20 protein-coding genes are annotated in these 22,893 nt (G+C 64.0%); 4 read left to right on the forward strand and 16 right to left on the reverse strand.

Annotated elements, in window-relative coordinates; genetic code table 11:
* Nucleotides 1-663 carry a hypothetical protein gene (locus RC54_RS24390; RefSeq protein WP_058897355.1) on the reverse strand — a complete coding sequence of 221 codons (663 nt, stop codon included), beginning with the start codon at nt 661-663 and terminating at the stop codon, nt 1-3.
* 78 nt (nt 664-741) lie between these two features.
* The gene (locus tag RC54_RS24395; RefSeq protein WP_058897356.1) at nt 742-1,416 is read right to left on the reverse strand and encodes a Crp/Fnr family transcriptional regulator; all 675 of its coding nucleotides are present in this window, start codon (nt 1,414-1,416) and stop codon (nt 742-744) included.
* A 189-nt stretch (nt 1,417-1,605) separates the two neighbouring features.
* On the opposite strand from RC54_RS24395, the gene RC54_RS24400 reads away from it, so the two are divergent.
* Nucleotides 1,606-3,246 (forward strand): acyl-CoA synthetase, encoded by a 1,641-nt coding sequence (locus RC54_RS24400; RefSeq protein WP_061788602.1) that lies wholly within the window; start codon nt 1,606-1,608, stop codon nt 3,244-3,246.
* Nucleotides 3,247-3,285: 39 nt separating this feature from the next.
* Here the strand turns inward: RC54_RS24400 and RC54_RS24405 are convergent, their stop codons facing one another.
* The 14 genes from RC54_RS24405 to RC54_RS24470 all read right to left on the reverse strand — a co-directional run bounded on the left by RC54_RS24405 (nt 3,286) and on the right by RC54_RS24470 (nt 18,122).
* The gene (locus RC54_RS24405; protein WP_058897357.1) at nt 3,286-3,879 is read right to left on the reverse strand and encodes a putative pterin-binding protein; all 594 of its coding nucleotides are present in this window, start codon (nt 3,877-3,879) and stop codon (nt 3,286-3,288) included.
* A 152-nt stretch (nt 3,880-4,031) separates the two neighbouring features.
* Nucleotides 4,032-4,946, reverse strand: a complete 915-nt coding sequence (gene panS / locus RC54_RS24410; protein WP_058897358.1) for a ketopantoate/pantoate/pantothenate transporter PanS — start codon at nt 4,944-4,946, stop codon at nt 4,032-4,034.
* A 225-nt stretch (nt 4,947-5,171) separates the two neighbouring features.
* Nucleotides 5,172-5,465, reverse strand: coding sequence for a putative periplasmic lipoprotein (locus tag RC54_RS24415; RefSeq protein WP_058897359.1), 294 nt, complete (start codon nt 5,463-5,465; stop codon nt 5,172-5,174).
* A gap of 148 nt (nt 5,466-5,613) precedes the next feature.
* Nucleotides 5,614-7,281, reverse strand: a complete 1,668-nt coding sequence (ettA, locus tag RC54_RS24420) for an energy-dependent translational throttle protein EttA (protein WP_017452824.1) — start codon at nt 7,279-7,281, stop codon at nt 5,614-5,616.
* Nucleotides 7,282-7,322: 41 nt separating this feature from the next.
* Nucleotides 7,323-8,219 carry an EamA family transporter RarD gene (rarD, locus tag RC54_RS24425; RefSeq protein WP_061788603.1) on the reverse strand — a complete coding sequence of 299 codons (897 nt, stop codon included), beginning with the start codon at nt 8,217-8,219 and terminating at the stop codon, nt 7,323-7,325.
* A 131-nt stretch (nt 8,220-8,350) separates the two neighbouring features.
* Nucleotides 8,351-8,872 (reverse strand): ureidoglycolate lyase, encoded by a 522-nt coding sequence (locus RC54_RS24430; RefSeq protein ID WP_174526045.1) that lies wholly within the window; start codon nt 8,870-8,872, stop codon nt 8,351-8,353.
* Entirely contained in the window at nt 8,859-10,049 is a 1,191-nt protein-coding gene (locus RC54_RS24435) for an amidase (protein WP_061788605.1), read from the reverse strand. Before RC54_RS24435 ends, RC54_RS24430 begins: the two co-directional genes overlap by 14 nt.
* Nucleotides 10,050-10,092: 43 nt before the next feature.
* Nucleotides 10,093-11,094 (reverse strand): ABC transporter ATP-binding protein, encoded by a 1,002-nt coding sequence (locus tag RC54_RS24440; RefSeq protein WP_061788606.1) that lies wholly within the window; start codon nt 11,092-11,094, stop codon nt 10,093-10,095.
* Complete coding sequence (locus RC54_RS24445) at nt 11,087-12,178, reverse strand: ABC transporter ATP-binding protein (protein WP_017452819.1); 1,092 nt, start codon at nt 12,176-12,178, stop codon at nt 11,087-11,089. Before RC54_RS24445 ends, RC54_RS24440 begins: the two co-directional genes overlap by 8 nt.
* Entirely contained in the window at nt 12,175-13,080 is a 906-nt protein-coding gene (locus RC54_RS24450) for an ABC transporter permease (RefSeq protein ID WP_017452818.1), read from the reverse strand. Before RC54_RS24450 ends, RC54_RS24445 begins: the two co-directional genes overlap by 4 nt.
* A 1-nt stretch (nt 13,081) precedes the next feature.
* Nucleotides 13,082-14,035 (reverse strand): ABC transporter permease, encoded by a 954-nt coding sequence (locus tag RC54_RS24455; RefSeq protein WP_058897364.1) that lies wholly within the window; start codon nt 14,033-14,035, stop codon nt 13,082-13,084.
* Between the two features lie 134 nt (nt 14,036-14,169).
* Nucleotides 14,170-15,822, reverse strand: coding sequence for an ABC transporter substrate-binding protein (locus RC54_RS24460; protein WP_061788607.1), 1,653 nt, complete (start codon nt 15,820-15,822; stop codon nt 14,170-14,172).
* 91 nt (nt 15,823-15,913) lie between these two features.
* Nucleotides 15,914-16,609, reverse strand: coding sequence for a FadR/GntR family transcriptional regulator (locus tag RC54_RS24465; RefSeq protein WP_058897366.1), 696 nt, complete (start codon nt 16,607-16,609; stop codon nt 15,914-15,916).
* Nucleotides 16,610-16,898: 289 nt separating this feature from the next.
* Nucleotides 16,899-18,122 (reverse strand): Bcr/CflA family multidrug efflux MFS transporter, encoded by a 1,224-nt coding sequence (locus RC54_RS24470; protein ID WP_061788608.1) that lies wholly within the window; start codon nt 18,120-18,122, stop codon nt 16,899-16,901.
* A gap of 456 nt (nt 18,123-18,578) precedes the next feature.
* Between RC54_RS24470 and RC54_RS24480 the strand changes: the two genes are divergently transcribed.
* From RC54_RS24480 to RC54_RS24490, 3 genes are all read left to right on the forward strand, one after another.
* Nucleotides 18,579-19,907, forward strand: a complete 1,329-nt coding sequence (locus tag RC54_RS24480) for an ABC transporter substrate-binding protein (RefSeq protein WP_061788609.1) — start codon at nt 18,579-18,581, stop codon at nt 19,905-19,907.
* Between the two features lie 14 nt (nt 19,908-19,921).
* Nucleotides 19,922-21,643, forward strand: coding sequence for a sensor domain-containing diguanylate cyclase (locus RC54_RS24485; RefSeq protein ID WP_061788610.1), 1,722 nt, complete (start codon nt 19,922-19,924; stop codon nt 21,641-21,643).
* Nucleotides 21,644-21,822: 179 nt separating this feature from the next.
* Nucleotides 21,823-22,650 carry a ferritin-like domain-containing protein gene (locus RC54_RS24490; protein WP_058897371.1) on the forward strand — a complete coding sequence of 276 codons (828 nt, stop codon included), beginning with the start codon at nt 21,823-21,825 and terminating at the stop codon, nt 22,648-22,650.
* The last annotated feature ends 243 nt before the right edge of the window (nt 22,651-22,893 follow it).

Raw genomic sequence — 22,893 nt, forward strand, 5'->3', positions numbered from 1 at the left:
TCAGAAATAGGGCCGGTAGCGCGGTCGGCGCGATTGCTGTTCAGGCTGCAGTGACGGCGGTAGCGGGCTGCTGCTGAGCAGGGAAATGGCGCGCCGGGCGATCTCGGGCGGCAGGCCGATCAAGTCCTGGCAGGCGCGTTGCAGGGCGGCCAGTGAGGCAAAGCCGGCCGCCGCAGGCTCGACCCCGGCATCTTCCATGCGCGCCAATGCGGCCAATACCCAGGCCACGCGCTGCTCGCGCACCAGGCTGCGCAACGACTCGCCTTCGGCAAACAAGAGCGCACGCAAGCGCGCCGCGCTCATCTGCCAGTCGCGGGCGATGGACTCGGCGCGCCAGTTGGCGGCCGGTTGGGCGAAGATGGCTGCGGCCAGACGGCGGGCGTGCGGCTTGCTGGTATCGGCAGCGCGGTCCAGGTCGGCGGCAGATTGCGCTTCCAGCGCCAGCGACCACACGGCCGGGCGCATCCCCTGCACGCTCACCTGCGGATGGGCCAGGCAAGAAAAGCGCACGAAGGACGGCACCGTGAAACTCTCGCCCTGGCGCAACTCCACCGTGGCGCCACCGCTCCTGAGCGTAGCCGCGCCCTTCCACAGCCGCACCCGCGCCGGTGCGGCAAAACGCAACTCACGCAATTGCAGATGATGATGGGTGACGATGGCCATGGACGTGTCAGTTCCGGGAGGGTCGGCCGATCTTAAGACAGGCGCGGCGCACAGACTGTCGCCGGGGTGACAAGCCGGTCATAGCGAGGCCATGCCGAAGGCGCGCAAGCCATCCAGATCGACCACCCGGATGCTCTGGTAGGAAATCTCCACCAGCCCCAGTTCGGCCAGGCGGCGCATGGTCTGGTTCACGCGCTGGCGCGACAGGCCGGTCAACAGACCAATCTCTTCCTGCGACAGTTCCAGCACCTTGGACGTGCGTGGATACAGCATCGGATGGAACAGCTGCGCAATGGCCTGCGCCACACGGGCATCGACATCGAGCAGGCGCTCGTTCTGCACGGTGGCGATGAACTGGCCCATGCGCTCGTTCAACTGGCCGATGACGAAGGCATTGAAGGGCAGGCTCTCGGCCATGAGGCGATGGAAGGTATCGGCCGGCACCAGCAGGATCTGCGAGGCGCGGATGGCGATGACGTCATAGCGGCGCGGCTCGCGCTTGATGACGCTGCCCTCGCCGCACCAGCCGCCTTCGGGCACGCCCGAGAGCGTGCTGCTGCGGCCATCGATGTTGTAGACGGCCAGCTTGATCAAGCCCTCATGCACACCGATCCAGTATTGCGAGAGCTCCCCGCGCCGCGCCACGAAGGCATCGGCGGCATAGCGTGCCAGCTGGGTAGTGGCGGCGGCCAGCGCACGATGTTCCGGCGCCAGCGCGGCGAACCAGTCGTATTGCTGCAGAAGCTGCGCCATCGGGCTGCTCATGGGAGGGAGAGGAAGAGGGAGATGAAGAAAACGGTGAACATTGTCGCATGTCAGCCTTGTCGTCGGGATGACAAAGCGCAAGAGTGCTTCGGTGCTACCCTAGACGATCATCAAGTATCAGGCGGCTGATAAAAAATGCACAGGCCGCTACCACCATCCCGCTGCAAGGAGACCAGCATGGCAGACTTCGACACCGGCCTTGGGCGCAACGCCGCCAATTACGCCGCCCTCACCCCCATCGATTTCATCGCACGTGCGGCGGCCGTCTATGGCCAGCGCACCGCCATCCTCCACGGCGCGCTGCGCCAGAACTGGGACCAGACCTATCGCCGCACGCGCCGCCTGGCCAGCGCGCTGCAGCAGTTGGGCGTGGGCAAGAACGACACCGTCTCGGCCATGCTGCCCAATACCCCGGCGATGGTGGAGGCGCACTTCGGCGTGCCGATGGCCGGCGCCGTATTGAATGCGCTCAACATCCGGCTCGATGCCGAATCCATCGTCTTCATGCTGCGCCATGGCGAGGCCAAGGTACTCTTGATCGACAGCGAATTCGCCGCGCTGGCGCAGCAGTTGCGCACCCAGTTGCCGGGCCTGAAGATCGTCGAAGTGTTCGATGAACTGGGGCCGCCAGCGGTGGCCGGCGAGCGTTTCGGTCATCTGGAATACGAAGCCCTGCTGGCCACGGGCGACGAACATTTCGAATGGAAGATGCCCGCTGACGAATGGGATGCGATTGCGCTGAACTACACCTCCGGCACCACCGGCGACCCCAAGGGCGTGGTCTATCACCATCGCGGCGCGGCCTTGAATGCGGTCTCCAACATCCTCGAATGGGACTTGCCCAAGCACCCGGTCTACCTGTGGACGCTGCCCATGTTCCATTGCAATGGCTGGTGCTTCCCGTGGACCGTGGCGGCCCGTGCCGGGGTCAACGTGTGCCTGCGCAAGTTCGAGCCCAAGCTGGTGTTCGACCTCATCGCCGAGCATGGCATCACCCATTACTGCGCTGCGCCCATCGTCCACGCGGCCTTGGCCAATGCACCGGAGGGCTGGCGTGCCGGCATCCGTGGTCCGGTCAAGGCGATGGTGGCCGGGGCGCCGCCGCCAGCGGCGGTGCTGGCCAAGGTGGAGGCCATGCAGTTCGAGCTGACCCACGTCTATGGTCTGACGGAAGTGTATGGGCCGGCGGCCGTGTGCGCCGAACAGGATGCCTGGAGCGCTTTGTCGGTGGACCAGCGCGCCGTGGCGAAGTCGCGCCAGGGTGTGCGCTATCACCTGCAAAGCGGCGTGACGGTACTCTCGCCCGACACCATGGAGCCAGTCGCCGCCGATGGCGAGGAGATCGGCGAGATCATGTTCCGTGGCAACATCTGCATGAAGGGTTATCTGAAGAACGACCGCGCCACCCACGAAGCCTTTGCCGGTGGCTGGTTCCATACCGGCGACCTGGGCGTGATGAATGCCGATGGCTACATCAAGATCAAGGACCGCAGCAAGGACATCATCATCTCCGGTGGCGAGAACATCTCCAGCGTGGAAGTGGAGGATGTGCTGTACCGCCACCCGGCGGTCCTGGCCGCGGCCGTAGTGGCGCAACCGGATGAGAAGTGGGGCGAGACGCCCTGTGCCTTCGTCGAACTCAAGGAAGGTGCCGAGACCGGCGCGGTCGAACTGACCGAGTTCTGCCGCAGCCATCTGGCCGGCTTCAAGGTGCCCAAGGCGATCTACTTCGGCCCGCTGCCCAAGACCTCCACCGGCAAGATCCAGAAGTTCGAGCTGCGCAAGCGCATGAAATCCGACAGCGCCATCAACGTCTGAGGCGCTGCCTAGGCTGCCCACACTGCATCAAGCGCTGCATCAGGCCTTGCGCACGGCGATGTGGTACAAGCCCCAGGGGCATTGGCCGAAGCGCTCCGAGACCGGGCGTGCGGCCATCTCCGGGATACTGTCGGCGTCATACACCGCCCACAGCGGGCCGAGGCCCCCCAGCGGGATCGGCTTGCCATCCAGGTGGGTGGCGACGATGAAGCGGTACTTGGCGATATCGGCCGGCGAAACCAGCACCGCATAGCCATCCACGGCGCGCAAGGCGCAGTTCTGGATGGCGGCGGGCGCACCCACCACCCGTAACACTTCCGAGAGCAAGGGCCCGCGCAGGCTGTGGCGGCGGCCATCGTATTCCAGCGTGGGGTGGATTTCCACCGACGGCAGGGCCGAGAGCGCCGCGAAATCGAACACGTGGGCCTTGTCGAAACTGAGCTTTTGCTTGGCCATCATCTGGTCCAGCGCCGGATCGAGAGGACCACGATTGGCGTTGCCGATGTCGCCGGTGACGGTCAGCAGGACCGGGCCGGACATGGCCGCCGCCTTGCGCTCGGCGGCCAGCACCGGCAGCGCCGCGGGAGCGGCCAGCAGCGAGGCGCCCAGACGGAGGAACTTGCGTTTTTGCATGGAATGCCCTTTCCTTGGCGAATATGCAATGTGAAGAATGTAGACGATCACGCGCAGTGATGGCGGATTGTAGGCGCATCTGCGCCGCATGAACAACGGCCCGCTTTCCCATGGGGAAGCGGGCCGTTGTCGTCGATATGAACGATATGGACTCAGTCGCGCGGCGGCCGTCCGCGCCAGTAACCGGCCAAGAGCGACCCCGACAGGTTGTGCCACACCGAGAACAGGGCACCGGGCAGGGCCGCCACCGGCGTAAAGTAGAGCTTGCCCAGCGCTGCGGCCAGGCCGGAATTCTGCATCCCGACTTCGATGGCCAACGTGCGACAGACCGCTTCGTCGAAGCCCAGCAGGCGACCGCCCCAGTAACCGCCCAGCAAACCCAGGCCGTTATGCAGGATCACGCCCACCAGCACCACCAGGCCGACCGAGGCGATGCTGGCCTGGCTGCCGGCCACTACCGCAGCGATGATGAGCAAGATGGCCACCATCGATACCAGCGACAGATAGGGTTCGATACGACGGATAAGATTGCCCGCGAACAGGTTCAGCACCAGGCCCACGGCGATGGGCAGCACCACGATCTGGACGATGGACATGAGCATGGCATGGGCATCGAAGTGGATGGAGGCATCCACGTACAGTTCAGTCAGCAGGGGCGTAGCAAACACGGAGACCAGGGCCGACAGCGTAGAGATGGTGACCGACAGCGCGACATCGCCGCGCGAAAGATAGATCATCACGTTGGAGGCGGTGCCGGAGGCCACGCTACCGACCAGCACCATGCCGGCCGTCAGGTCGGGCGGCATGTGCAGCACCTTGGCGATGATCCAGGCCGCCAGCGGCATGACCAGGTAGTGCAGGATGATGCCGGCAGCCACCGGCGCGGGGCGCTTGATGATGCGCTTGAAGTCGTCCACCGTGAGGGTCACGCCCATGGTCAGCATGATCAGCGTGAGCAACTGGGTGATGTACTTGCCGATGGGCGTGAAGGTCGGCGGCGAGAAGTAGGCGGCGGCGGAAAGCAGCAGCGCCCACACGGGGAAGAGGCGGGTGATGGTGGCGAGCATGGCAATGGATGAATGATCAACACTGGCCCAGCCATGAAGACAATCATGGCGGGATGGCGCGTTTTTTATGGTGAATGCGCGGATGACGCGAACTGCGGGGAAGAGGTCATCGTGCACAGGATCGTGTGACGGCCTCTTCCCGGTCTGGCGCCTTGTGGGCGGGGCAAGGGGGGGATTCTACCCGCGCAGGAGGATTCCTGCCGGCTCCCGAGCCATGGGACACGGCTACTGGCCAGGCCGATCGCACTTGAAGCTGAGCATCACCTTGGGCGGCAGCACGCCGAACAAGCCTTCGGAACGTTCGCTGCCAGTGATGCGCGCACTGCGGCCCTGCTGGCGGCACCACTCATCGGCTTGCTGCACCCCCTGCGCGGCCACGCCATCGTTGCCATGCCAGCGTGAACTGGCCACCAGCAAGTAGGTGTCTTTGTCGATCTGCGTGACCGGCTGCGGAGTGGCACAGCCCGACAGCAAGGTACACAGGGCCAGGGTGCATGTCAGCGCCAGGCAGATCTTCATCGGGGCTCCCGTTGGTCTTGTCATACTACGATGGTAGCCAGCCCGGCAGGCGGCGTCATGCATCCCTACAACTCTTTACCCGGTTCAGCCAGCAAAAAAAGCGCCGCTGAAAATCAGCGGCGTTCAAGGTAGGGATCGGGCCAGGCGATCAGCGTGTCACCGGCTTGTAACGAATACGCTTGGGCTTGGCGGCTTCTTCACCGAGGCGCTTCTTCTTGTCGGCTTCGTATTCCTGATAGTTGCCGTCGAAGAAGGTGACCTGCGAATCGCCTTCGAAGGCGATGATGTGGGTGGCGATACGATCCAGGAACCAGCGATCGTGGGAGATCACCAGCACGGTGCCGGCGAATTCCAGCAACGCATCTTCCAGGGCGCGCAGGGTTTCCACGTCGAGGTCGTTGGACGGTTCGTCCAGCAGCAGGACGTTGCCACCCTGCAGCAGGGTCTTGGCCAGGTGCAGACGGCCGCGCTCACCCCCGGAGAGGTTGCCGACGATTTTCTGCTGGTCGCCGCCCTTGAAGTTGAAGCGGCCCAGGTAGGCGCGCGAGGGCATTTCGAAGCGGCCCACGGTGAGGATGTCGGCGCCACCGGAGACATCTTCGAAGACCGTCTTCTTGTTGCCCAGGTCTTCGCGCGACTGGTCCACCAGCGATACCTTGACGGTGGGGCCGAGCACGACTTCGCCGCTGTCCGGGGTCTCGCGACCGGCCAACATGCGGAACAGGGTCGACTTACCGGCGCCGTTGGGGCCGATGATGCCGACGATGGCACCGGCCGGAATCTTGAAGTTCAGATCATCGATCAGCAGGCGGTCGCCATAGCCCTTGCTGACGTTCTTGAATTCGATGACTTCATTGCCCAGGCGCTCGGCCACGGGAATGAAGATTTCCTGGGTTTCGTTGCGCTTCTGGTATTCGTATTCGGACAGTTCGTTGAAGCGGGCCAGACGCGCCTTGCTCTTGGCCTGACGCCCCTTGGGGTTCTGCCGCACCCACTCCAGTTCCTTGGCGATGGTCTTTTGGCGCGCCGATTCGCTGGCCTCTTCTTGCTTCAAGCGCGCTTCCTTCTGTTCCAGCCAGGAGCTGTAGTTGCCCTTCCAGGGGATGCCGTGGCCGCGGTCCAGTTCCAGGATCCATTCGGCGGCATTGTCGAGGAAGTAGCGATCGTGGGTGATCGCCACCACGGTGCCGGGGAAGCGTTGCAGGAACTGCTCCAGCCAGTCCACCGATTCGGCGTCCAGGTGGTTGGTCGGTTCGTCCAGCAGCAGCATGTCGGGCTTGGAGAGCAGCAGCTTGCACAGCGCCACGCGACGCTTTTCGCCACCGGAGAGCACGCCGATCTTGGCGTCCCAGGGCGGCAGGCGCAGCGCGTCGGCGGCCATTTCCAGCTGCTGGTTGAGGCTGTTGCCATCGGCCGCGGCGATGATGGCTTCCAGGCGCGCCTGTTCGGTGGCCAGGGCGTCGAAGTCGGCGTCTTCCTCGGCATAGGCAGCATAGACTGCATCGAGCTTGGCCTGGGCTTCGAAGACTTCGCCCAGGGCGCTTTCGACTTCCTGGCGCACGGTCTTGTCGGGATCGAGTTGCGGTTCCTGGGGCAGGTAGCCGATGTTGAGGTTGGGCATCGGGATGGCTTCACCCTCGATTTCCTTGTCGATGCCGGCCATGATCTTGAGCAGGGTGGACTTGCCCGAGCCGTTCAAGCCGAGCACGCCGATCTTGGCGCCGGGGAAGAAGGACAGCGAGATGTCCTTGAGGATCTGCCGCTTCGGCGGCACGATCTTGCCGACGCGGTTCATGGTAAAGACGTATTGGGCCATGGTATGAGTTGCCAGTAAGAGGGGAAACGATAGGGCAGCGTTCAGGCGCCGCCGGCGCTGGGCTCGGCCGAGCTTTGCGCACGGCTGCGCAGGTAGCGCCACAAGCCTTCGGCGGAGTATACCGCGAGCGCCGCCCAGATCACGCAAAAGCCGATGGCGCGGGCCCCGACGAAGGGTTCGTCATAGACCAGCACGCCGGCCAGGAGCTGGATGGTAGGCGAGATGTACTGGATCAAGCCCAGCATCGACAACGGAATGCGGCGCGCGCCATGCGCAAAGAGCAGCAAGGGCACGGCGGTGATCGGCCCCGACAGGATCAGCAGGATCCTGGCCGTGGTGGAGGCATGGGTAAAGGCATTGCTGTCGCGCAGGCTGTCTGTGCCCAGGATCACCAGCACCAGCGGCAGCATCAGCAGGGTTTCCAGCGACAGGCCTTCGAGCGCGCCCAGGTGCGCGGTCTTGCGCAAGAGGCCATAGAAGGCGAAGGTGAGCGCGATCAAGAGCGAAATCCACGGCAGGCTGCCATTGGCGATGGTTAGCCATAGCACCGCCCCCAGCGCCAGAAACACGGCCAGCCATTGCAGCGGGCGCATTTTTTCCTTCAGGATCAGGTAGCCCATGAAGACGCTCATCAGGGGGCTCATGAAATAGCCCAGGCTGGTATCGACGATGCGCCCGGCATTGACCGCCCACACATACAGGGTCCAGTTGCCGCTCAAGAGCAGCGCCGAGAGCAGGCAGCCACCCACCACCAGCGGCTGTTTGGCCAGCTCGACTATCCAGCGCCATTGCCGGCGCCAGGCCAACACCGCCAGCAGGAACACGCAGGACCAGAACAGGCGCTGCACCACGATATCGAAGGAGGGAACCTCCTTGAGCAGCTTGAAGTACAGCGGAAACAAGCCCCACAGGATGGAGGCACAGACGGCATAAGGCATGGGCAAGAAGGCGGGATGAGCACGCGACCGGAGCCGGTGTGGACATCAGCAAAAATGGTCACGACGGTGACAATTCGCCATTATTGCAGGATTCGCCGGGGCCGGCTTGGGGGCTGAACAGTTCGCCGGAGCTAGGGCAGATGGACTTCGGCAGGCATGGTCAGCATCACGACCTGGCAATCCTCTTCTGCCGCCAGGCGCTCGATGACCAGCACATCGGCCGCCCCCACCGTGATCAAGGGATGGTGCCAGACCCCACGGCGCAGGGTGACGCCCTGTCCCGGTTCGATCACGAAGGCGGCGATGGCCGACTCATCAGGGCATTCGCCATCGCCGGCCAGCACGGCCAGGCAACGCGCTGCACCCATGGGGATGAAGCTCTGGCTGCCCAGCCGGTGGCGCTCGAAGGCGCGCAGGGGATAGGGAGCCTGATGGGTCTGCGCATCGGTGCGGAAGATCGCCGCGCAGGCGCGCCCTCCCTGCTCCTGCACATCAAGCCTGGCCACGTCATCGTAGCGGCGGGTGGTGCCGAAGTTGATGTCACGCTCAAGCGGCCCCGGCGCGATCAGGTGGCCGTAGGGGGCGAAGGCCTGGGGCGTCAGCGGCTGCGCCAGGATCACACGCCGCCGACCTTGGACCTCAGGCGCATTCATGCATCAGTCTCGCGGCATAGCGGATCAGGGAACGGTCGCTGCCCGGTGGTGCGATGAGCGACAGGCCGAAGGGAGCATCATCCAGGCGCATGAGCGGCAGCGAGATCTGCGGACAACCCGAGAGCCCCGCCAGGCACAACATGCGCACGGCCTGGTTGCGATAGTTTTCCAGCGACTGCTCGGAATCGGTCAACAACGGTGCCACATCCGGTGCACTGGGCAAGAGCAGCACCCCATCGCGCCCCAGCAGGCGAGTGAAGGTTTCGGAAAAGATGGCACGCACCGCACTGTGCTGCGCCATCTGCTGCGGTGTAATGGTGGCCGACCAGGTGAAGCGTTCTGCCACGCCGGGGCCGAGCTGGAAGTCGTGGCGACGGATGTGTTGGCCATGGGCTTGCCAGGCTTCATAGCCCTGGATATGACGGAACGCCCAATACAGCGTATCGAAGGACGGGGTCGCGGTCTTGACCGGCTGCGGCGTGCCGATCACGCCGGCCAGGCGGTCCAGCGTCTGTGAGAACACCGCCTGCACGCGCGACTCCAGCAGGGCCAGCACATCGGCGGCCACCATCACGCGCGGCTGCTCGGGCAGCTCGATGCTGTCTTGGCCCAGCAAGATATCGCCGGCACGGCTGAAGAGGCCCATCTCGCGCGCAAACCAGCCGCAGGTATCGAAGCTGCCGGCCAGTTCCATGACGCCCGCCAACGAAACGCGGCCATGCGTGGGACGCAGTCCGATCAGACCGCAATGGCTGGCCGGCACGCGCACCGAACCACCGGTATCGGTGCCCAGCGCCAGTTCGGCCAGGCCATTGGAGACCGCCGAAGCCGAGCCGGAGCTGGAGCCACCCGGAATGCGATCGGGCGCCCCGCCATTGCGCGGGGTACCGAAATGGGCATTCTTGCCATTCATGGAAAAGGCCAGCTCATCGGTATAGACCTTGCCGACGAATTGCGCGCCCGCTTGCAGCAGTGCCTGCACGGCCGGCGCCGAACTGTTCTTGATACCGGACATGGCCAGCATGTGCGGGTTGCCGCAACCGGTGGGATAACCAGCCACATCGAAGATATCCTTGACGGCCAGGCGCACGCCGGCCAGCGGGCCGGTGCTGACCTGGGGCTGCGGCACGAAGGGATAGGGGACGAAGCAGCGGGCGGTAGAGGCATCAGCACTCATGCGGTTTCCTTGTCTGGTCGAAGAGGGTGGTAGGTACCGCCACTCAGGCGGTAGCCAACTGGAGTTCCTGGGCGCGCAGGCAACGTACCGTATGCTGCGCATCCAGTCTTTGCTCGGGCGGCTGCTGGCTCTGGCAAGCCGCCTGGGCATGGGCGCAGCGTTCGGCGAAAGCGCAGCCCGCCGGCAGCCTGGCCAAGTCGGGCGGCGCGCCGGGAATGGTCGGCAGGCGCTGGCCCTTTTGCAGGGCGCCGTGGCTGCGGCTTTGCAGCAGCGACATGGTGTACGGGTGACGCGGCTGACTCAGCAATTGCGCTGCCGGTCCTTGCTCGACGATGCGCCCGGCATACATGACGGCGATGCGGTCGGCCACCTCGACGGCCGCGCCAATGTCGTGGGTGACGAAGATGATGGACAAGCCCAGCTCGCGCTGCAGTTCGCGCAGCAGCAAGAGGATCTGGATCTGTACCGTGGCGTCCAGCGCAGTGGTAGGTTCATCGGCCAGCAAGACCTTGGGCGAGCACGACAGGGCCAACGCGATCATGGCGCGCTGACGCATCCCACCCGACATCTCATGCGCATAGGCATCCAGGCGCCGTTCGGGGCTAGGGATGCGCACCTTCTCGAACAGTGCCAGTGCTTGCGCACGGGCCTGGGCGGCCGAAACCTTCTTGTGACGGCGGATGGTCTCGATGATCTGCTCACCGACGGTATAGACCGGGTCCAGCGCCAGCAGCGGTTCCTGGAAGATCATCGCCACATCATGGCCGCGCAGGGCCGACAGCTCACGGCCCGTCATCTGCAACACGTCGCGGCCATCGACTTGCAACCGGCCTTCGATGCGGGTGCGCTGCTCGGGATGCAGACGCATGATGGAACGCAAGGTGACGCTCTTGCCCGAGCCCGATTCACCGATCAGCGCCACGACTTCGCCGGCGGCCACGTCCAGGTCCACCCCGCTGACGGCGCGGATAGTCTTGCCAGGCGCCTGGAAGGTGACGCGCAGGTCACGCAGGCTCACCATTGCTTGCTTGTCGGGGTCAACCATGTTGCGGCTCCTGGTTCATCATGCCGATGTCAAAGGCAGTGGCATCGTAGCCACTGCCGGCTTCATAACGCAAGCAGGCCACGCCATGCAGGGGGAGTGCCTCGGTGAAGGCCGGGGCGCGCTGCTGGCAGACCGGTTGCGCAAACTGGCAACGGGTATGGAAGCGGCAGCCCGGTGGCGGGTTGATGGGGTTGGGCGGGTCGCCGGCCAGCGGCGCTTGCTCGGTGCGGCGGGTCGGGTCCATGCTGGGCATGGAGCGCAACAAGGCGCGCGTATAGGGATGCCGGGGTGCATCGAAGACCTGCTCGGCCGGCCCCACCTCGACTACTTGGCCCAGGTACATGACCAGCACGCGGTCCGAGATGAAACGCACCACGTTGAGGTCGTGGCTGATGAAGAGATAGGTCAGGCCGAATTCCTGCTTCAGGTCCAGCAGCAGGTTCAACACCTGGGCTTCCACCGATTTGTCCAGTGCCGAGACGGCTTCGTCCAGGATCACCAGGCGCGGCTCCAGCGCCAGGGCACGGGCGATATTGACGCGCTGGCGCTGGCCGCCGGAGAGTTCATGCGGATAGCGCCCGGCGAAACGCTCCGGCTGCAAACCCACACGCGCCAGCAGACTGCGGGCGCGGGCGATGGCCTCACGCGCCGGCAGGCCGTGCACGATGGGCGCGAAAGCGATCGAATCCTCGATGGTCATGCGCGGATTGAGCGAGGAATAACTGTCCTGGAACACCATCTGCGCCTGGCGCCGGAACTGGCGCAAGGGCATGGCGCGCGAGCCCACGGTCTGGCCATCGAAGACCAGTTCGCCGCTATCCTGCTCGATCAATTGCATCAGCACGCGCGCGGTAGTGGATTTGCCGCAGCCGGATTCGCCGACCACGCCCAGGGTTTCGCCCTTCATGATGTCGAAGCTCACACCATCGACCGCGCGCACCGCATTGGCCGGGCCGCGCAGCCAGGGCAGGCCCTGCTGTTTCAGTGGAAAGTGTTTCAGCAACTGGCGCACCCCCAGCAGCGGCTGGCGCGGGCCGCCAACATCCCGCGGATCTTGCTGGAGGAGAGGGGCAGACAGACTCATTGCTTGACCTCCATGGCCGAACGCAGGCCGTCGGACAACAGGTTGAAGGAAATCGAGGTGACGAAGATGAAGGCTCCCGGCAAGGCCGCCACCCACGGCTGGGTGTAGATGGCGGTACGCAGGGTGTTCAACATGAGGCCCCATTCCGGTTCGGGCGGTTTGACGCCCAGGCCGAGGAAGGACAAACCCGAGGCCAGGATCATCGAAACCGAAATCAAGCTGGTGGAATAGACGAAGATCGGTCCCAGCACATTGCCCAGTACGTGCGCGCGCACGATAGTGAAGGCGCTGGCCCCGGAAGCGCGTGCGGCATCGACATAATCGCTGCGCCGCACTTGCGTGGTGACGCTTTCTGCAATGCGGGCGATCTGCGGCACGAAGACGATGGTCAGCGAAGTAAGTGCATTGAAGATGCCCGCGCCCAGCGCACCGGACAATGCAATGGCCAGCAGTACCGAGGGAAAGGCGTAGAGGATATCGATGCTGCGCATGATGATGGTATTGGTGAAGCCGCCCGCATAGCCGGCCACGATGCCCAGGGCGCTGCCGATGACGAAGGCCAGCAGCACTGGCGTGATCCCCATGAACAGCGACAGCCGGCCACCCAGCAGCAGGCGCGAGAACATGTCGCGGCCCAGTTCATCGGTGCCCAGCAGATGGCCGACGGTGCCGATGGGTTTCAGGCGCGAGAACATGGAAGCGGCGAACGGGTCGCCCGGCATTACCCAGGGTGCGGCGATGGCCGCTACGATCAACAGCAGCAGCACGGCGGCGGCGATCATGGCGCCGGGATTGCGCACCAGCCGCGCAGCGACGTTGGCCCAATGACCGCGCGAGCGGCGCATGGCGGTGGCGGGCGCCTCGGCCGCCTTGAGTGAGGAGACGGGAGTGGAAAGATTCATGTCAGGCTCGCTCGATACGGGGGTCGAAGATGGTCTGCAGGATATCCACCAGCAGGTTCAGCGCCACGAAAAACATGGCCAGCACCAGGATGCTCCCTTGCAGCAGCGGCAGGTCGCGCTGGAAGATGGCCTGGTTGAGCAGGAAGCCGGTACCGGGCCAGGAGAACACGGTTTCGATCAGGATGGAACCGCCCAACAGATAGCCGAGTTGCAGGCCCATGACAGCCAGTGCAGTGGGCGCGGCATTCTTGACCACGTGACGCAATACGCCCGCATCCGACAAGCCGCGCGCCTTGAGGCCGACCACGAATTCCTGCGCCAGGATATCGGCCACCAGCGCGCGCACGGTGCGGGCGATGATGCCCATGGGGATGAAGGACATGGTGACGGCCGGCATGAGCAGGTATTTCATGTGCTCGATATCCCACACCCAGGCTCCCGAGCCATCGGGCCCGGCACCGGTGGCAGGCAACCACATCAGCTTGGAAGAGAACACGATCACCAGCACCATGCCCAGCCAGTAGTGCGGCACCGATACGCCCACCACCGAGATGAAGGAAGCGATGCGGTCCACCCAGGAATTGCGGAAGTAACCCGCCACGAAGCCGAACAGCGAACCGAACACGAAGCCGATCACCGTGGCCACGGCGGCCAGCATGAAGGTATTGCCAACCGCCTTGAAGACTTCGGCGGCCACCGGGCGACCGGTGGCAATGGAGCTGCCCAGATCACCGTGCAGAGCGCGCCAGACCCAGCTCAGGAATTGCTCGGGATAGCTGCGGTTGAATCCGTAGAGCTCCATGAGCTGCTTCTGCAGATCGGCCGAGGCATCCGGTGGCAGGATCGAGACCAGTGGATCGCCTGGGGCGATGTGGACCAGCATGAAGCAGAGGAAGGCCACGCCCAGCATGATGGGCAGGGCGTAGAGTAGGCGTCGTATCAGGTAGGCGATCATGGCAGTTCCGGCGACGGGTCAGGTGCAGCGGCAGCAGTGCTGCGGAATAGGCTTGGTGCAGAAAACGCCAAGCATGGTGCAGAAAACGTCAGCGGCGCCGACGCAGATACGGCGCCGCTGATGGGCTGGCTGCATCAGTCCATGTGCATGGTGGCGATGTCGATGAACCAGCTCTGCGGCTGCACCACGCCCTTGACCTTGGCGGAGATGGCGCGCGGACCGGTGTCGTGGGCCACCCAGACGAACGGTGCTTCGTCGACGATCTTGGCGTGCAACTGGGCCAGCAGCGCGTCACGCTGCTTGGGATCGAAGGTGGTGCGGGCCTTGGCGATCAGGGCATCGACCTCGGGGTTGCTGTAGAAGCCCCAGTTGTTGGAGGTCGGCGGTGCGGCCTTGGTATCGACGAAGCGCACCATGGCGAAGAACGGGTCCATGGAAGCGAAGCTCACGTTGATCGCATTGGCACCATGTGCGCTCGGGTCCTTGGCGCCGATACGCCAGTTGGTATAGAGCGTGTTCCATTCGATGACGTCGAACTGCACGTCGAAGAAGCATTCCTTCAGGTTCTGCTGCATGAATTCGTTCATCGGCAGCGGCTGCATCTGGCCGGAGCCGGAGGCCGAGATCTGCACCTTCACCGTCAACGGCTTGGCGGCGGAATAGCCGGCTTCGGTCATGAGCTTCTTGGCGGCGGCCGGATCGTACTTGATCTGGAAGCTCGGATTGCCGCGCCACGGATGGCCGGGTTCGACGGTGCCGGTGGCCTCACCCATGAGCCCGCCCAGCAATTGCTTCATGGCCGGACGATTCACGCACAGGTTGGCGGCATGACGCACGCGCTTGTCCAGCCAGGGCGAGCCGGGCAGGAAGGACAACTGCCATGGCCAGACGTGCGGCTGCGGGTTGGAGTAGATCTTGAAGCCGCGCGCCTTGATGGCATCCAGCGCATCCGGGGCGGGTGCTTCGATCCAGTCGACCTGGCCCGACATCAAGGCGGCTGTGCGCGAGTTGGCTTCCGGCAGTGGCAGCATCACCACGCGGTCGATCTTGGGGCGGCGTGCCGGATCCCAGTAGCCATCGTTCTTGACCACTTCCAGCCGCTCGCGCGGCACGAACTTGGCCATCTTGAAGGGGCCGGTGCCCGAGGCATCGGCCGCGAAAGCTGCCCAGGCCTGCTTGCTGCGCTCGGCCTTGTCGGTTACCGAGGCCGGCACCGCGGCCAGCTTCTTTTCCCACTGCGAGGGCGAAGCCATGAACAGGTTGGTCAGGTTGATGGGCAGGAAGGAATCCGGCTCGGAGGTGGTCAGCTCCACGGTCAGGTCATCGATCTTCCTGGCCGAGCGCAGGGTGGGCATCCGCGAGGCGGTGACACCGACCTGGCTGGGATCGAATTGCACGGCGTTCTTGTCGAGCACCTTGTTGACGTTCCACACCACGGCATCGGCATTGAAGGGCGAGCCATCGTGGAATTTCACGCCGGGGCGCAGCTTGAAGATCCACTTGGTCTTGTCCTTGGGCTCCACCTGCCACGACAGCGCCAGGTCGGCAATCAGTTCGCTGGCCTTGTCGGCCTTGGACAAGTCCCACTGCGTCAGGCCGTCATACATGGGGATGCCGGTGAAACGGTTGCCCTCGAAGCCCTGGTCGGGCTGGCCCAGTGTGCGCGGGATGTCGCCGGCGGTCATGGCGATGCGCAATACCTTCTCGGCATGGGCCGGCAGGCTGGCGAAGGCGCCGAAGGCCAGGGTACAGGCCAGCGTCAGGGTGGCGGTCTTGGGGAATTTCATATCGGTGCTTTCCTGGTTGAGAGACGACGATGGAAACGACGGATGCAACGGAATTGGCGCAACAACAAACACAGAACCGGAAGACGGGCCATCACGGCGTAGAAAAACTGAGGCCCACACGCTGGGCCGCATTGACGATGTGTTGCTGCATGGCCAGGCGCGCCGCCTCGATGTCGCCAGCCGAGATGGCGGCGGCGATGGCGCGGTGCTCGATGGCCGGGGCCCAGATACGTTCGCGGTCGGCGAAGGGCACGCGCAGGCTGTGGCTGATGGGGCGCTCGAACTGGCGCACGACCTGTGAAAAGGCGGGATTACCGGAAAGTTCGGCCACCAGTTGATGAAATTCCAGATCGGCGTGGGAGGCGCTGACCAGGTCCAGATTCTTGAGCGCATCCTCGAAGCGCGCCTGGATCCCCCACAAGCGCGGCGTGGCGTGAGCACTGATGTGGCGCGCCGCCAGGGCGGCAGCCGCCGACTCCAGCGTGTAACGCAGCTGGAACACGGCGGCCAAGTCCAGTGCCGTCGCGCTCGTACCGCCTTCACCGGCCGGTGGCTGGGGCGGGGCCACGCGCCCCTCCTGGCGTTCACTCACCAGCGTGCCCTTGCCGGGAACGGAGCGGATGAAACCCAGCGCCTCCAGCATCGACAAGGCCTCGCGCAGCGAGGCACGGCTGATGCCCATGGACTCGGCCAATTCGCGCTGGCTGGGCAACATCGCTCCCGGGGCATAGGTGCCGGAGAGAATCTGGCGTTGCAAGGTCTGTGCTGCAATATTGGGCATACTCATCGGGGTGTCCTCACTGGCCTGACTGGTCAGACCGCGAAGAACTGTTCAGCAATGAGCGTGCCAAGTACCTTCCCATCGGTCGCAAAGCCATGTACAGCAAGGCTTCACAAGGTTCTTTAGGGGCTGGAGCCAGACCAGCTGGGCAAGCGACAATGAGCGTTCATGAGGCAGCGGCGCACCGCGGACGTGAAAAGTACTTCCCGAAAACGGACGATGCATCCAACACCGAAGACGAAAAAAAGCCCGGCACGCGGCCGGGCTGCTACCTCATGCTCGATGAGCGATCAGCTCAATGCACTGCCGGCGTCACCGGCTCATGCTTGGCCACGAAGTAATACAGCAGCAAGGCGCTGATGCCGCAGAAGGCCATCACCGACACCAGCGGCAAGGCGGTGCCGTCATGCCACAAGCTCATCACTACCCCCGAGAGCACGCCCATGCCAAATTGCAGCGTGCCCATCAAGGCCGCTGCAGTGCCGGCCTGACGGCCTTGGTGCTTCAGGGCAATGGCGGTGGCGTTGGGACCGGTAAAACCATAGGCGGTGAGGAAGCCGAAGAAACCGAACAGCAACAGCGGCAGGCTTTCCAGGCCGGCCAGTACCATCAGCGCCACCATCAGCGCCAGTCCGGCCGGTACCCATAGCACCTTGCCCAGCACGCGTTCAGCCGAACGCTTGACCACCAGGCGCGCATTGATCTGCGAGGCGGCGATCAGGCCGATGGCGTTGGAGGCGAACACGAAGCCGAAGTATTGCGGCTTGACGCCATGCAACTCGATCACCACGAACGGGCCACCGGCGATGTAGGCGAACATGCCGGCCTGCACCAGGCCGCCGCACAAGACGAAGGACATGAACTGGCGATGCCGCAACAGCCCCCAGTACTGGCGCAGCGTGCGGCCCAGGTGCAGCGGCTCGGCACGGGAGACGTCGACCGTTTCGGTAAGGTACTTGCGCGTGCCCACCATGCACAGCAGGCCGAAGAGGGTCAGCACCACGAAGATGCCGCGCCAATTGGCAAAGACCAGCATCAGGCCGCCGATGAAGGGTGCCAGGATGGGGGCCAGGCCGAATACCAGCATCAGCATTGAGAACGCCTTGGCCGACCCTTCGGCCCCCATGCGGTCGCGCACCATGGCGCGCGGGATTACCATGCCGGCGCTGCCGCCCAGGCCCTGGAACAGGCGCAAGACGATCAGGGTCTCGATGTTCTGGGCGAAGCTGCACAGCAGCGAACAGACGAAATACAGCGCGATGCCGAAGAACAAGGGCGGCTTGCGTCCGAAGCGGTCCGACAGCGGGCCATAGAACATCTGGCCCACTGCCAGGCCGATCAGGAAGGAGGCCAGCGTCAACTGGACCAGATTGGTGCCCACGCCCAGGTCCTGGGCAATGGCGGTGAAGCTGGGCAGGTACATGTCGATGGCCAGCGCGCCCATCGCGGTAAGGGCGGCCAACACGGCCAGCCATGGGGGAAATTTGCCCGTGGAGAGCGAAGTATCTTGTTTGTGCATGTGGAATGGATGAGACAACTACACCCATGGCGTAGCCATGAGGCAAGCTGGGTGAAGCAAAATGAAGTAAAACGAACCGGGTAAGACCGCACGGCGTGAGGGCCACATTATAAATGGCCGTCAGCATTGCTTCAGGTAGCCAGATCAAGCAATGCGAGCAAGAGTGTGGCAGGTGCCCTGTGCAAAAAACTGCGCGAGGACAAAAAATGCGCACAGCCTTCGTGCAGGAAGAGATAAAAGCTGGCAAACTTCTTGTCATTATTCTCATAGGTCTGGAATCCGGGCTGGGAGCGGCCTAGCGTAGTACGAGCCGTACGCAGACCCGAGAACGGTCCACGGCACATTGCTGTACGACAAGAAATTTAGCCGCGGGGGAACTCAATGCTTGGCCGATCTACGCCATCAATAACAGGCGGGCCTGGAACGCGCTCTAGTCCAGGATGCAGGCCATCTGGTATGACCGGGCGCATCTTCGGTGGCCTCCGGTATCTCATCGCCGCAGTGACGGCAGCGCTGCTGCTCAACGGCTGCGAGCGCAACGACGAGAAAGCCGCCACGCCCGAGGCGAGCGCTGCAGCAGTCAGCGAACCGGTGGTTCTGACCGCCCTGGTGTGGGCGCCGGATTGGTCCGAGGAGATGCATCGCGTGGCCGATGCCTTCATGCACGCCCATCCCGAGGTACGCATCAACCTGCAATTCATGATTGGCGATTCGGTCGAGGAAAACCTCAAGCCGCGCGCAGCCACCGACAGCCTGCCCGACATCGTCTCGGTCAATGCCAGCCCCTATACGGCGGCACTGGCCGACCAGGGGATGCTGGCCGACCTCGGCCATACCCGCGCCTGGGGTGATCTGCTGGCCGTGTTGCAACGCGAGTGGACCTCGCCGGGCGGGCGCCGCTACGGCATTCCCTCGGGCCTGGCCACGACCCTGATCTACTACAACCGCGACATGTTCGAGCGCGCCGGCATCAGCACGCCTCCGGGCGACTTCGAGGCCTTCCTGGCGGCGGGGGCGGCGCTGCGCAAGGCTGGTTTCGTTCCGCTGGCACTCTCCGGCGCCTTTCCCAACATGCTGGGCAATGGCCCCTTCAGCTACGGTTTTGCCAATGCGGTGGCCAATGTCCCGGACTGGCGCGAGCGCATCGCCAAGGGCAGCTTGCAGCTGGACAATGCCGACGGCATTGCCATCTTCAGCCGCCTGCGCACGCTGATGGACAAGAAAATGGTGCAGGCCGATTGCCTGCGCGCCGGTTACGACGCCACCTTGCGCCAGTTCGCCGAGGGTCGCGCGGCGATGACCTTCCAAGGAACCTGGGCCGCCGGCAAGCTCGTGAACACCAGCGGCCTGCGGGTCGGGGTCTTCGTGCCACCCTGGAACGACAAGGGCCGCCCGCTCAAACCGGTGCTGGGCAGCGAGACCGGCTTTGCCGTGGCCCAGCGCAGTGACACGCGGCATCGGCAGGCGGCGGCACAGTTCCTGGATTTCCTGTATGGGCCGGGCATGTCGATCTGGCAGGCCAAACGCCAGAACATCCCGCCCATGCGCGTCATCGCACCGGAGGTCAGTGGTGACCCGGCGCTGTTTGCGCTGGTCCAGCAGATGGCAAGCGAGGCCGCCAGCGGCAATACGCCGGGGCTGTATTACTCGCTGCTGCCGGTCAATACCATCGAGGTCTTGCATCCCTTGCTGCAAGCGGTACTGGCAGGCAGTCAATCACCGGCCCACGCGGCGCGCGTACTGCAGGATTCCATCGCCGAACAGGCGCGTCTGTCAGCCAGGTAAGGGAGAGCCGCGAGATGCCCGCACGGTTCGACTTCCTCTGGCTCGGTTTTCTGCGCAAGATCGAGATCCGCTATCGGCTCATCACTTCCTTCATCCTGGTCTCGTTGGTGCCGCTGGTAATCTCGGGCCTGCTGGCCTATCGCGAGACCACGCGCGCCACTCAGGACAAAGTGCGCGCCTACTCGGTACAGGTGGCCAAGCAGATCGCGCAGAACCTGATGCTGCGTATGGAAAGAATCGAGGACACCAGCGAAGAGCTGGCGCTGTCGGATAAATTGCAACGCCTGCTGGGGGACTACTACAGCGGTAGCGAAGCCGCCAGTGCCACCGCTCGCAGCGCCGTGGCGCGGGTATTGCTGGACACCTATGGCTCGCTGCCGGACGTGAACCAGAAGTACTTGCTGGACCGCAAGCGCCAGGTGATCGACCCGCAGATCTTCGCCCCCCTGGCCAGCAGCATCGGTCGCGTGGCTGAGGAAGCCCCGGACCTCAGCGGCCGTGCCTGGTGGACGCTCTATAACGGCGGCCATGGCCAGAAGAGCGTGGCCATGCTGCGCGAGATCCGCTTTACCGGCAACAACCGGCCGGCCGGCATTCTCTTCGTGGGGGTGCGACCAAGCTATTTCTTCAGTATCTTCGAAGGCGTGGATCTGGGCTACGATTCCAGCATCTTCATCGTCGACGCCAGCGACGGCACGGTGGTGGTCCAAAGCCGCGAAAGCAACGCCAGCACGGTCGACCCGGCCTTGCTGGAAGGCATCACCGCCAGCCTCACGCAACGCCGCAGCAGCGACTTCATCGCCTATACGCGGGCCGACAAGACGCGCTACTACGCCGCCATCGCCCAACTGCCGCACACCTCGTGGTGGGTGGTCAGCGCCACCCCCAGCGACAAGCTCAACGCCGACACCCGCTCGGTGCGCGACAAGATCATCGCCATCGGCCTGCTCTGCTTTGCCGCTTCGCTGCTGCTCTCAGCACTCATCGCGCGCAGCATCAGCCTGCCCTTGCAGCGCCTGGTGGGCGCCATGCGCGAGGCCGGCAGCGGCGACACCACGGTGCGGGTGGAGCAAGCTGGGGACGATGAAATTACGGTGCTGTCGCGCAAGTTCAACGAGATGGCCGGCAAGCTGCAGCAGCACAAGGAAGAACTGGAACAACAGGTGGCGCTGCGCACGCGTGAACTGGAACGCGCCAACCGCAAGCTGGAGGCGCTCTCGGCCACCGATGGCCTGACCGGGGTCGCCAACCGACGCCGCTTCGATGAAGCGCTGGTCAATGAGCTGCGGCGTTCGGTGCGCTCCGGTCATGCGTTGGCCCTGCTGATGCTGGATGTGGATTACTTCAAGAAATACAACGACCGCTACGGCCACCTGGCGGGCGACGAATGCCTGCGCATCGTGGCGCGCGTGCTGCAGAAGAGTTCGCGCCGCGCGACCGACCTGGTCGCGCGCTATGGCGGCGAGGAATTCAGCGTCATCATCGCCGAGAGTGATACCGCCCATGCCTTGCAGCAGGCCGAGAACATCTGCCAAGCCATCTTCGAGCTCAAGCTGCCCCATGCCGACTCGCCCTTCGGCTACATCACCGCCAGCATCGGCGTAGCCTCGCTGCTGCCGGACGAGCACACCAGCGCCGAACAGATGCTGCGCATCGCCGACCAGGCGCTGTACCATGCCAAATACCAGGGACGCAACCGGGTGGTGCTGGGCAGCGATGCAACCCAGGATCTGTAACCGTCCCCAATTTCTATCATCCTGTTATTCAAGCCGGGCTGACAATACGCTGACGGTAGCAGGGGGGCGCATGGCAAATGCAAAGTTAGGTCAAAACACTCGTTGCGGCTCTGAACCAATGTCTTCGCGCTGCATCATATCTCCATACCAACCATCATTTCAGAAGAGAGGTATTGCAGATGAGCCCGAGTCGCCAAGAAAAAAAACACTGGACTATCGATGACATCGATCTGGACCGTATCGATCGAGAGCGGGTGCGACAGGATGAAGACCTGTTCTATCTGGTGGCCTGCGCCTCCTTCGTCGAAAGCGGCTCCGACCTCTACACCCAGAACCTGGTGCAATACTACGCGGGCGATGCCGAAGTCGAGACCTGGCTGCGCGAGCAGTGGGAGCAGGAAGAGCTGCAGCACGGTGCAGCCCTGCGCGCCTATGTCGAGCATGTCTGGCCGGAGTTCGACTGGCAGCGCGCCTATCAGGGCTTCCTCGACGAATACTCGCAGTATTGCAAGGTCGAACTGCTGGAACCGACGCGCGCCCAGGAGCTGGCCGCGCGTTGCGTGGTCGAGACCGGCACCTCGACTTATTACCGCGCCCTGGCGCGGGCCACCGATGAACCGGTCTTGAAGCACCTGGCCGGTTTGATCGCCAATGACGAAGTCAATCACTACAAGCACTTCTACCAATACTTCCGGCGCTACCGCCGCCAGGAAAACATCGGTCGCTCGCGCGTGCTGAGCACACTGAGCCGCCGTACCCTGGAATTGAAGAGCGAGGATGCCGATTGCGCCATCCGTCACGTCGCCCTGGTGTACAAGCCCGAGCTGGCCGCCGATCCGGCGCGCCTGAAGGAACTGGCCTCGCGCATGAGTCGCACCGTGCGCGTCAATCTCAAACCCGAGACCACCATCAAGATGATCATGCGCCCGCTGGAGTTGCCGGTGATGCTGCAGAACATGATCGAATTCCCGCTGCGGCAATTCATGCAGCGGGTGCTGCTGCGTTGATCCAGGATCGCCCACAGCACCAAGCTGGGTCACGGGTTTTCTCGCGGGTTGAAAGCGATTGTTAACAATCTGAACAATCTTGCAGGCGCTTGGTCAATTGCCTGCAAACCCGCCTGGCATGGCGCTTTCGACGGCGCACCAAGATCGCGCGCAGCCGAGCGCCAGGCTGGTGAATATTGCTGCTGCGATACGATGCTGTCGACAATGGCGCTCGGCTTTGGTGCGCAATTCTGATGTAGCAGA

This window comes from Herbaspirillum rubrisubalbicans, from assembly GCF_003719195.1.
GTDB lineage: Bacteria > Pseudomonadota > Gammaproteobacteria > Burkholderiales > Burkholderiaceae_D > Herbaspirillum > Herbaspirillum rubrisubalbicans.

What these genes read in the sequence shown, in the direction of transcription:
- RC54_RS24390 (WP_058897355.1), bottom strand. Translation starts at nt 663, where the DNA reads ATGGCCATCGTCACCCATCATCATCTGCAATTGCGTGAGTTGCGTTTT.
- RC54_RS24395 (WP_058897356.1), bottom strand. Translation starts at nt 1,416, where the DNA reads ATGGCGCAGCTTCTGCAGCAATACGACTGGTTCGCCGCGCTGGCGCCG.
- RC54_RS24400 (WP_061788602.1), top strand. Translation starts at nt 1,606, where the DNA reads ATGGCAGACTTCGACACCGGCCTTGGGCGCAACGCCGCCAATTACGCC.
- RC54_RS24405 (WP_058897357.1), bottom strand. Translation starts at nt 3,879, where the DNA reads ATGCAAAAACGCAAGTTCCTCCGTCTGGGCGCCTCGCTGCTGGCCGCT.
- panS (WP_058897358.1), bottom strand. Translation starts at nt 4,946, where the DNA reads ATGCTCGCCACCATCACCCGCCTCTTCCCCGTGTGGGCGCTGCTGCTT.
- RC54_RS24415 (WP_058897359.1), bottom strand. Translation starts at nt 5,465, where the DNA reads ATGAAGATCTGCCTGGCGCTGACATGCACCCTGGCCCTGTGTACCTTG.
- ettA (WP_017452824.1), bottom strand. Translation starts at nt 7,281, where the DNA reads ATGGCCCAATACGTCTTTACCATGAACCGCGTCGGCAAGATCGTGCCG.
- rarD (WP_061788603.1), bottom strand. Translation starts at nt 8,219, where the DNA reads ATGCCTTATGCCGTCTGTGCCTCCATCCTGTGGGGCTTGTTTCCGCTG.
- RC54_RS24430 (WP_174526045.1), bottom strand. Translation starts at nt 8,872, where the DNA reads ATGAATGCGCCTGAGGTCCAAGGTCGGCGGCGTGTGATCCTGGCGCAG.
- RC54_RS24435 (WP_061788605.1), bottom strand. Translation starts at nt 10,049, where the DNA reads ATGAGTGCTGATGCCTCTACCGCCCGCTGCTTCGTCCCCTATCCCTTC.
- RC54_RS24440 (WP_061788606.1), bottom strand. Translation starts at nt 11,094, where the DNA reads ATGGTTGACCCCGACAAGCAAGCAATGGTGAGCCTGCGTGACCTGCGC.
- RC54_RS24445 (WP_017452819.1), bottom strand. Translation starts at nt 12,178, where the DNA reads ATGAGTCTGTCTGCCCCTCTCCTCCAGCAAGATCCGCGGGATGTTGGC.
- RC54_RS24450 (WP_017452818.1), bottom strand. Translation starts at nt 13,080, where the DNA reads ATGAATCTTTCCACTCCCGTCTCCTCACTCAAGGCGGCCGAGGCGCCC.
- RC54_RS24455 (WP_058897364.1), bottom strand. Translation starts at nt 14,035, where the DNA reads ATGATCGCCTACCTGATACGACGCCTACTCTACGCCCTGCCCATCATG.
- RC54_RS24460 (WP_061788607.1), bottom strand. Translation starts at nt 15,822, where the DNA reads ATGAAATTCCCCAAGACCGCCACCCTGACGCTGGCCTGTACCCTGGCC.
- RC54_RS24465 (WP_058897366.1), bottom strand. Translation starts at nt 16,609, where the DNA reads ATGAGTATGCCCAATATTGCAGCACAGACCTTGCAACGCCAGATTCTC.
- RC54_RS24470 (WP_061788608.1), bottom strand. Translation starts at nt 18,122, where the DNA reads ATGCACAAACAAGATACTTCGCTCTCCACGGGCAAATTTCCCCCATGG.
- RC54_RS24480 (WP_061788609.1), top strand. Translation starts at nt 18,579, where the DNA reads ATGACCGGGCGCATCTTCGGTGGCCTCCGGTATCTCATCGCCGCAGTG.
- RC54_RS24485 (WP_061788610.1), top strand. Translation starts at nt 19,922, where the DNA reads ATGCCCGCACGGTTCGACTTCCTCTGGCTCGGTTTTCTGCGCAAGATC.
- RC54_RS24490 (WP_058897371.1), top strand. Translation starts at nt 21,823, where the DNA reads ATGAGCCCGAGTCGCCAAGAAAAAAAACACTGGACTATCGATGACATC.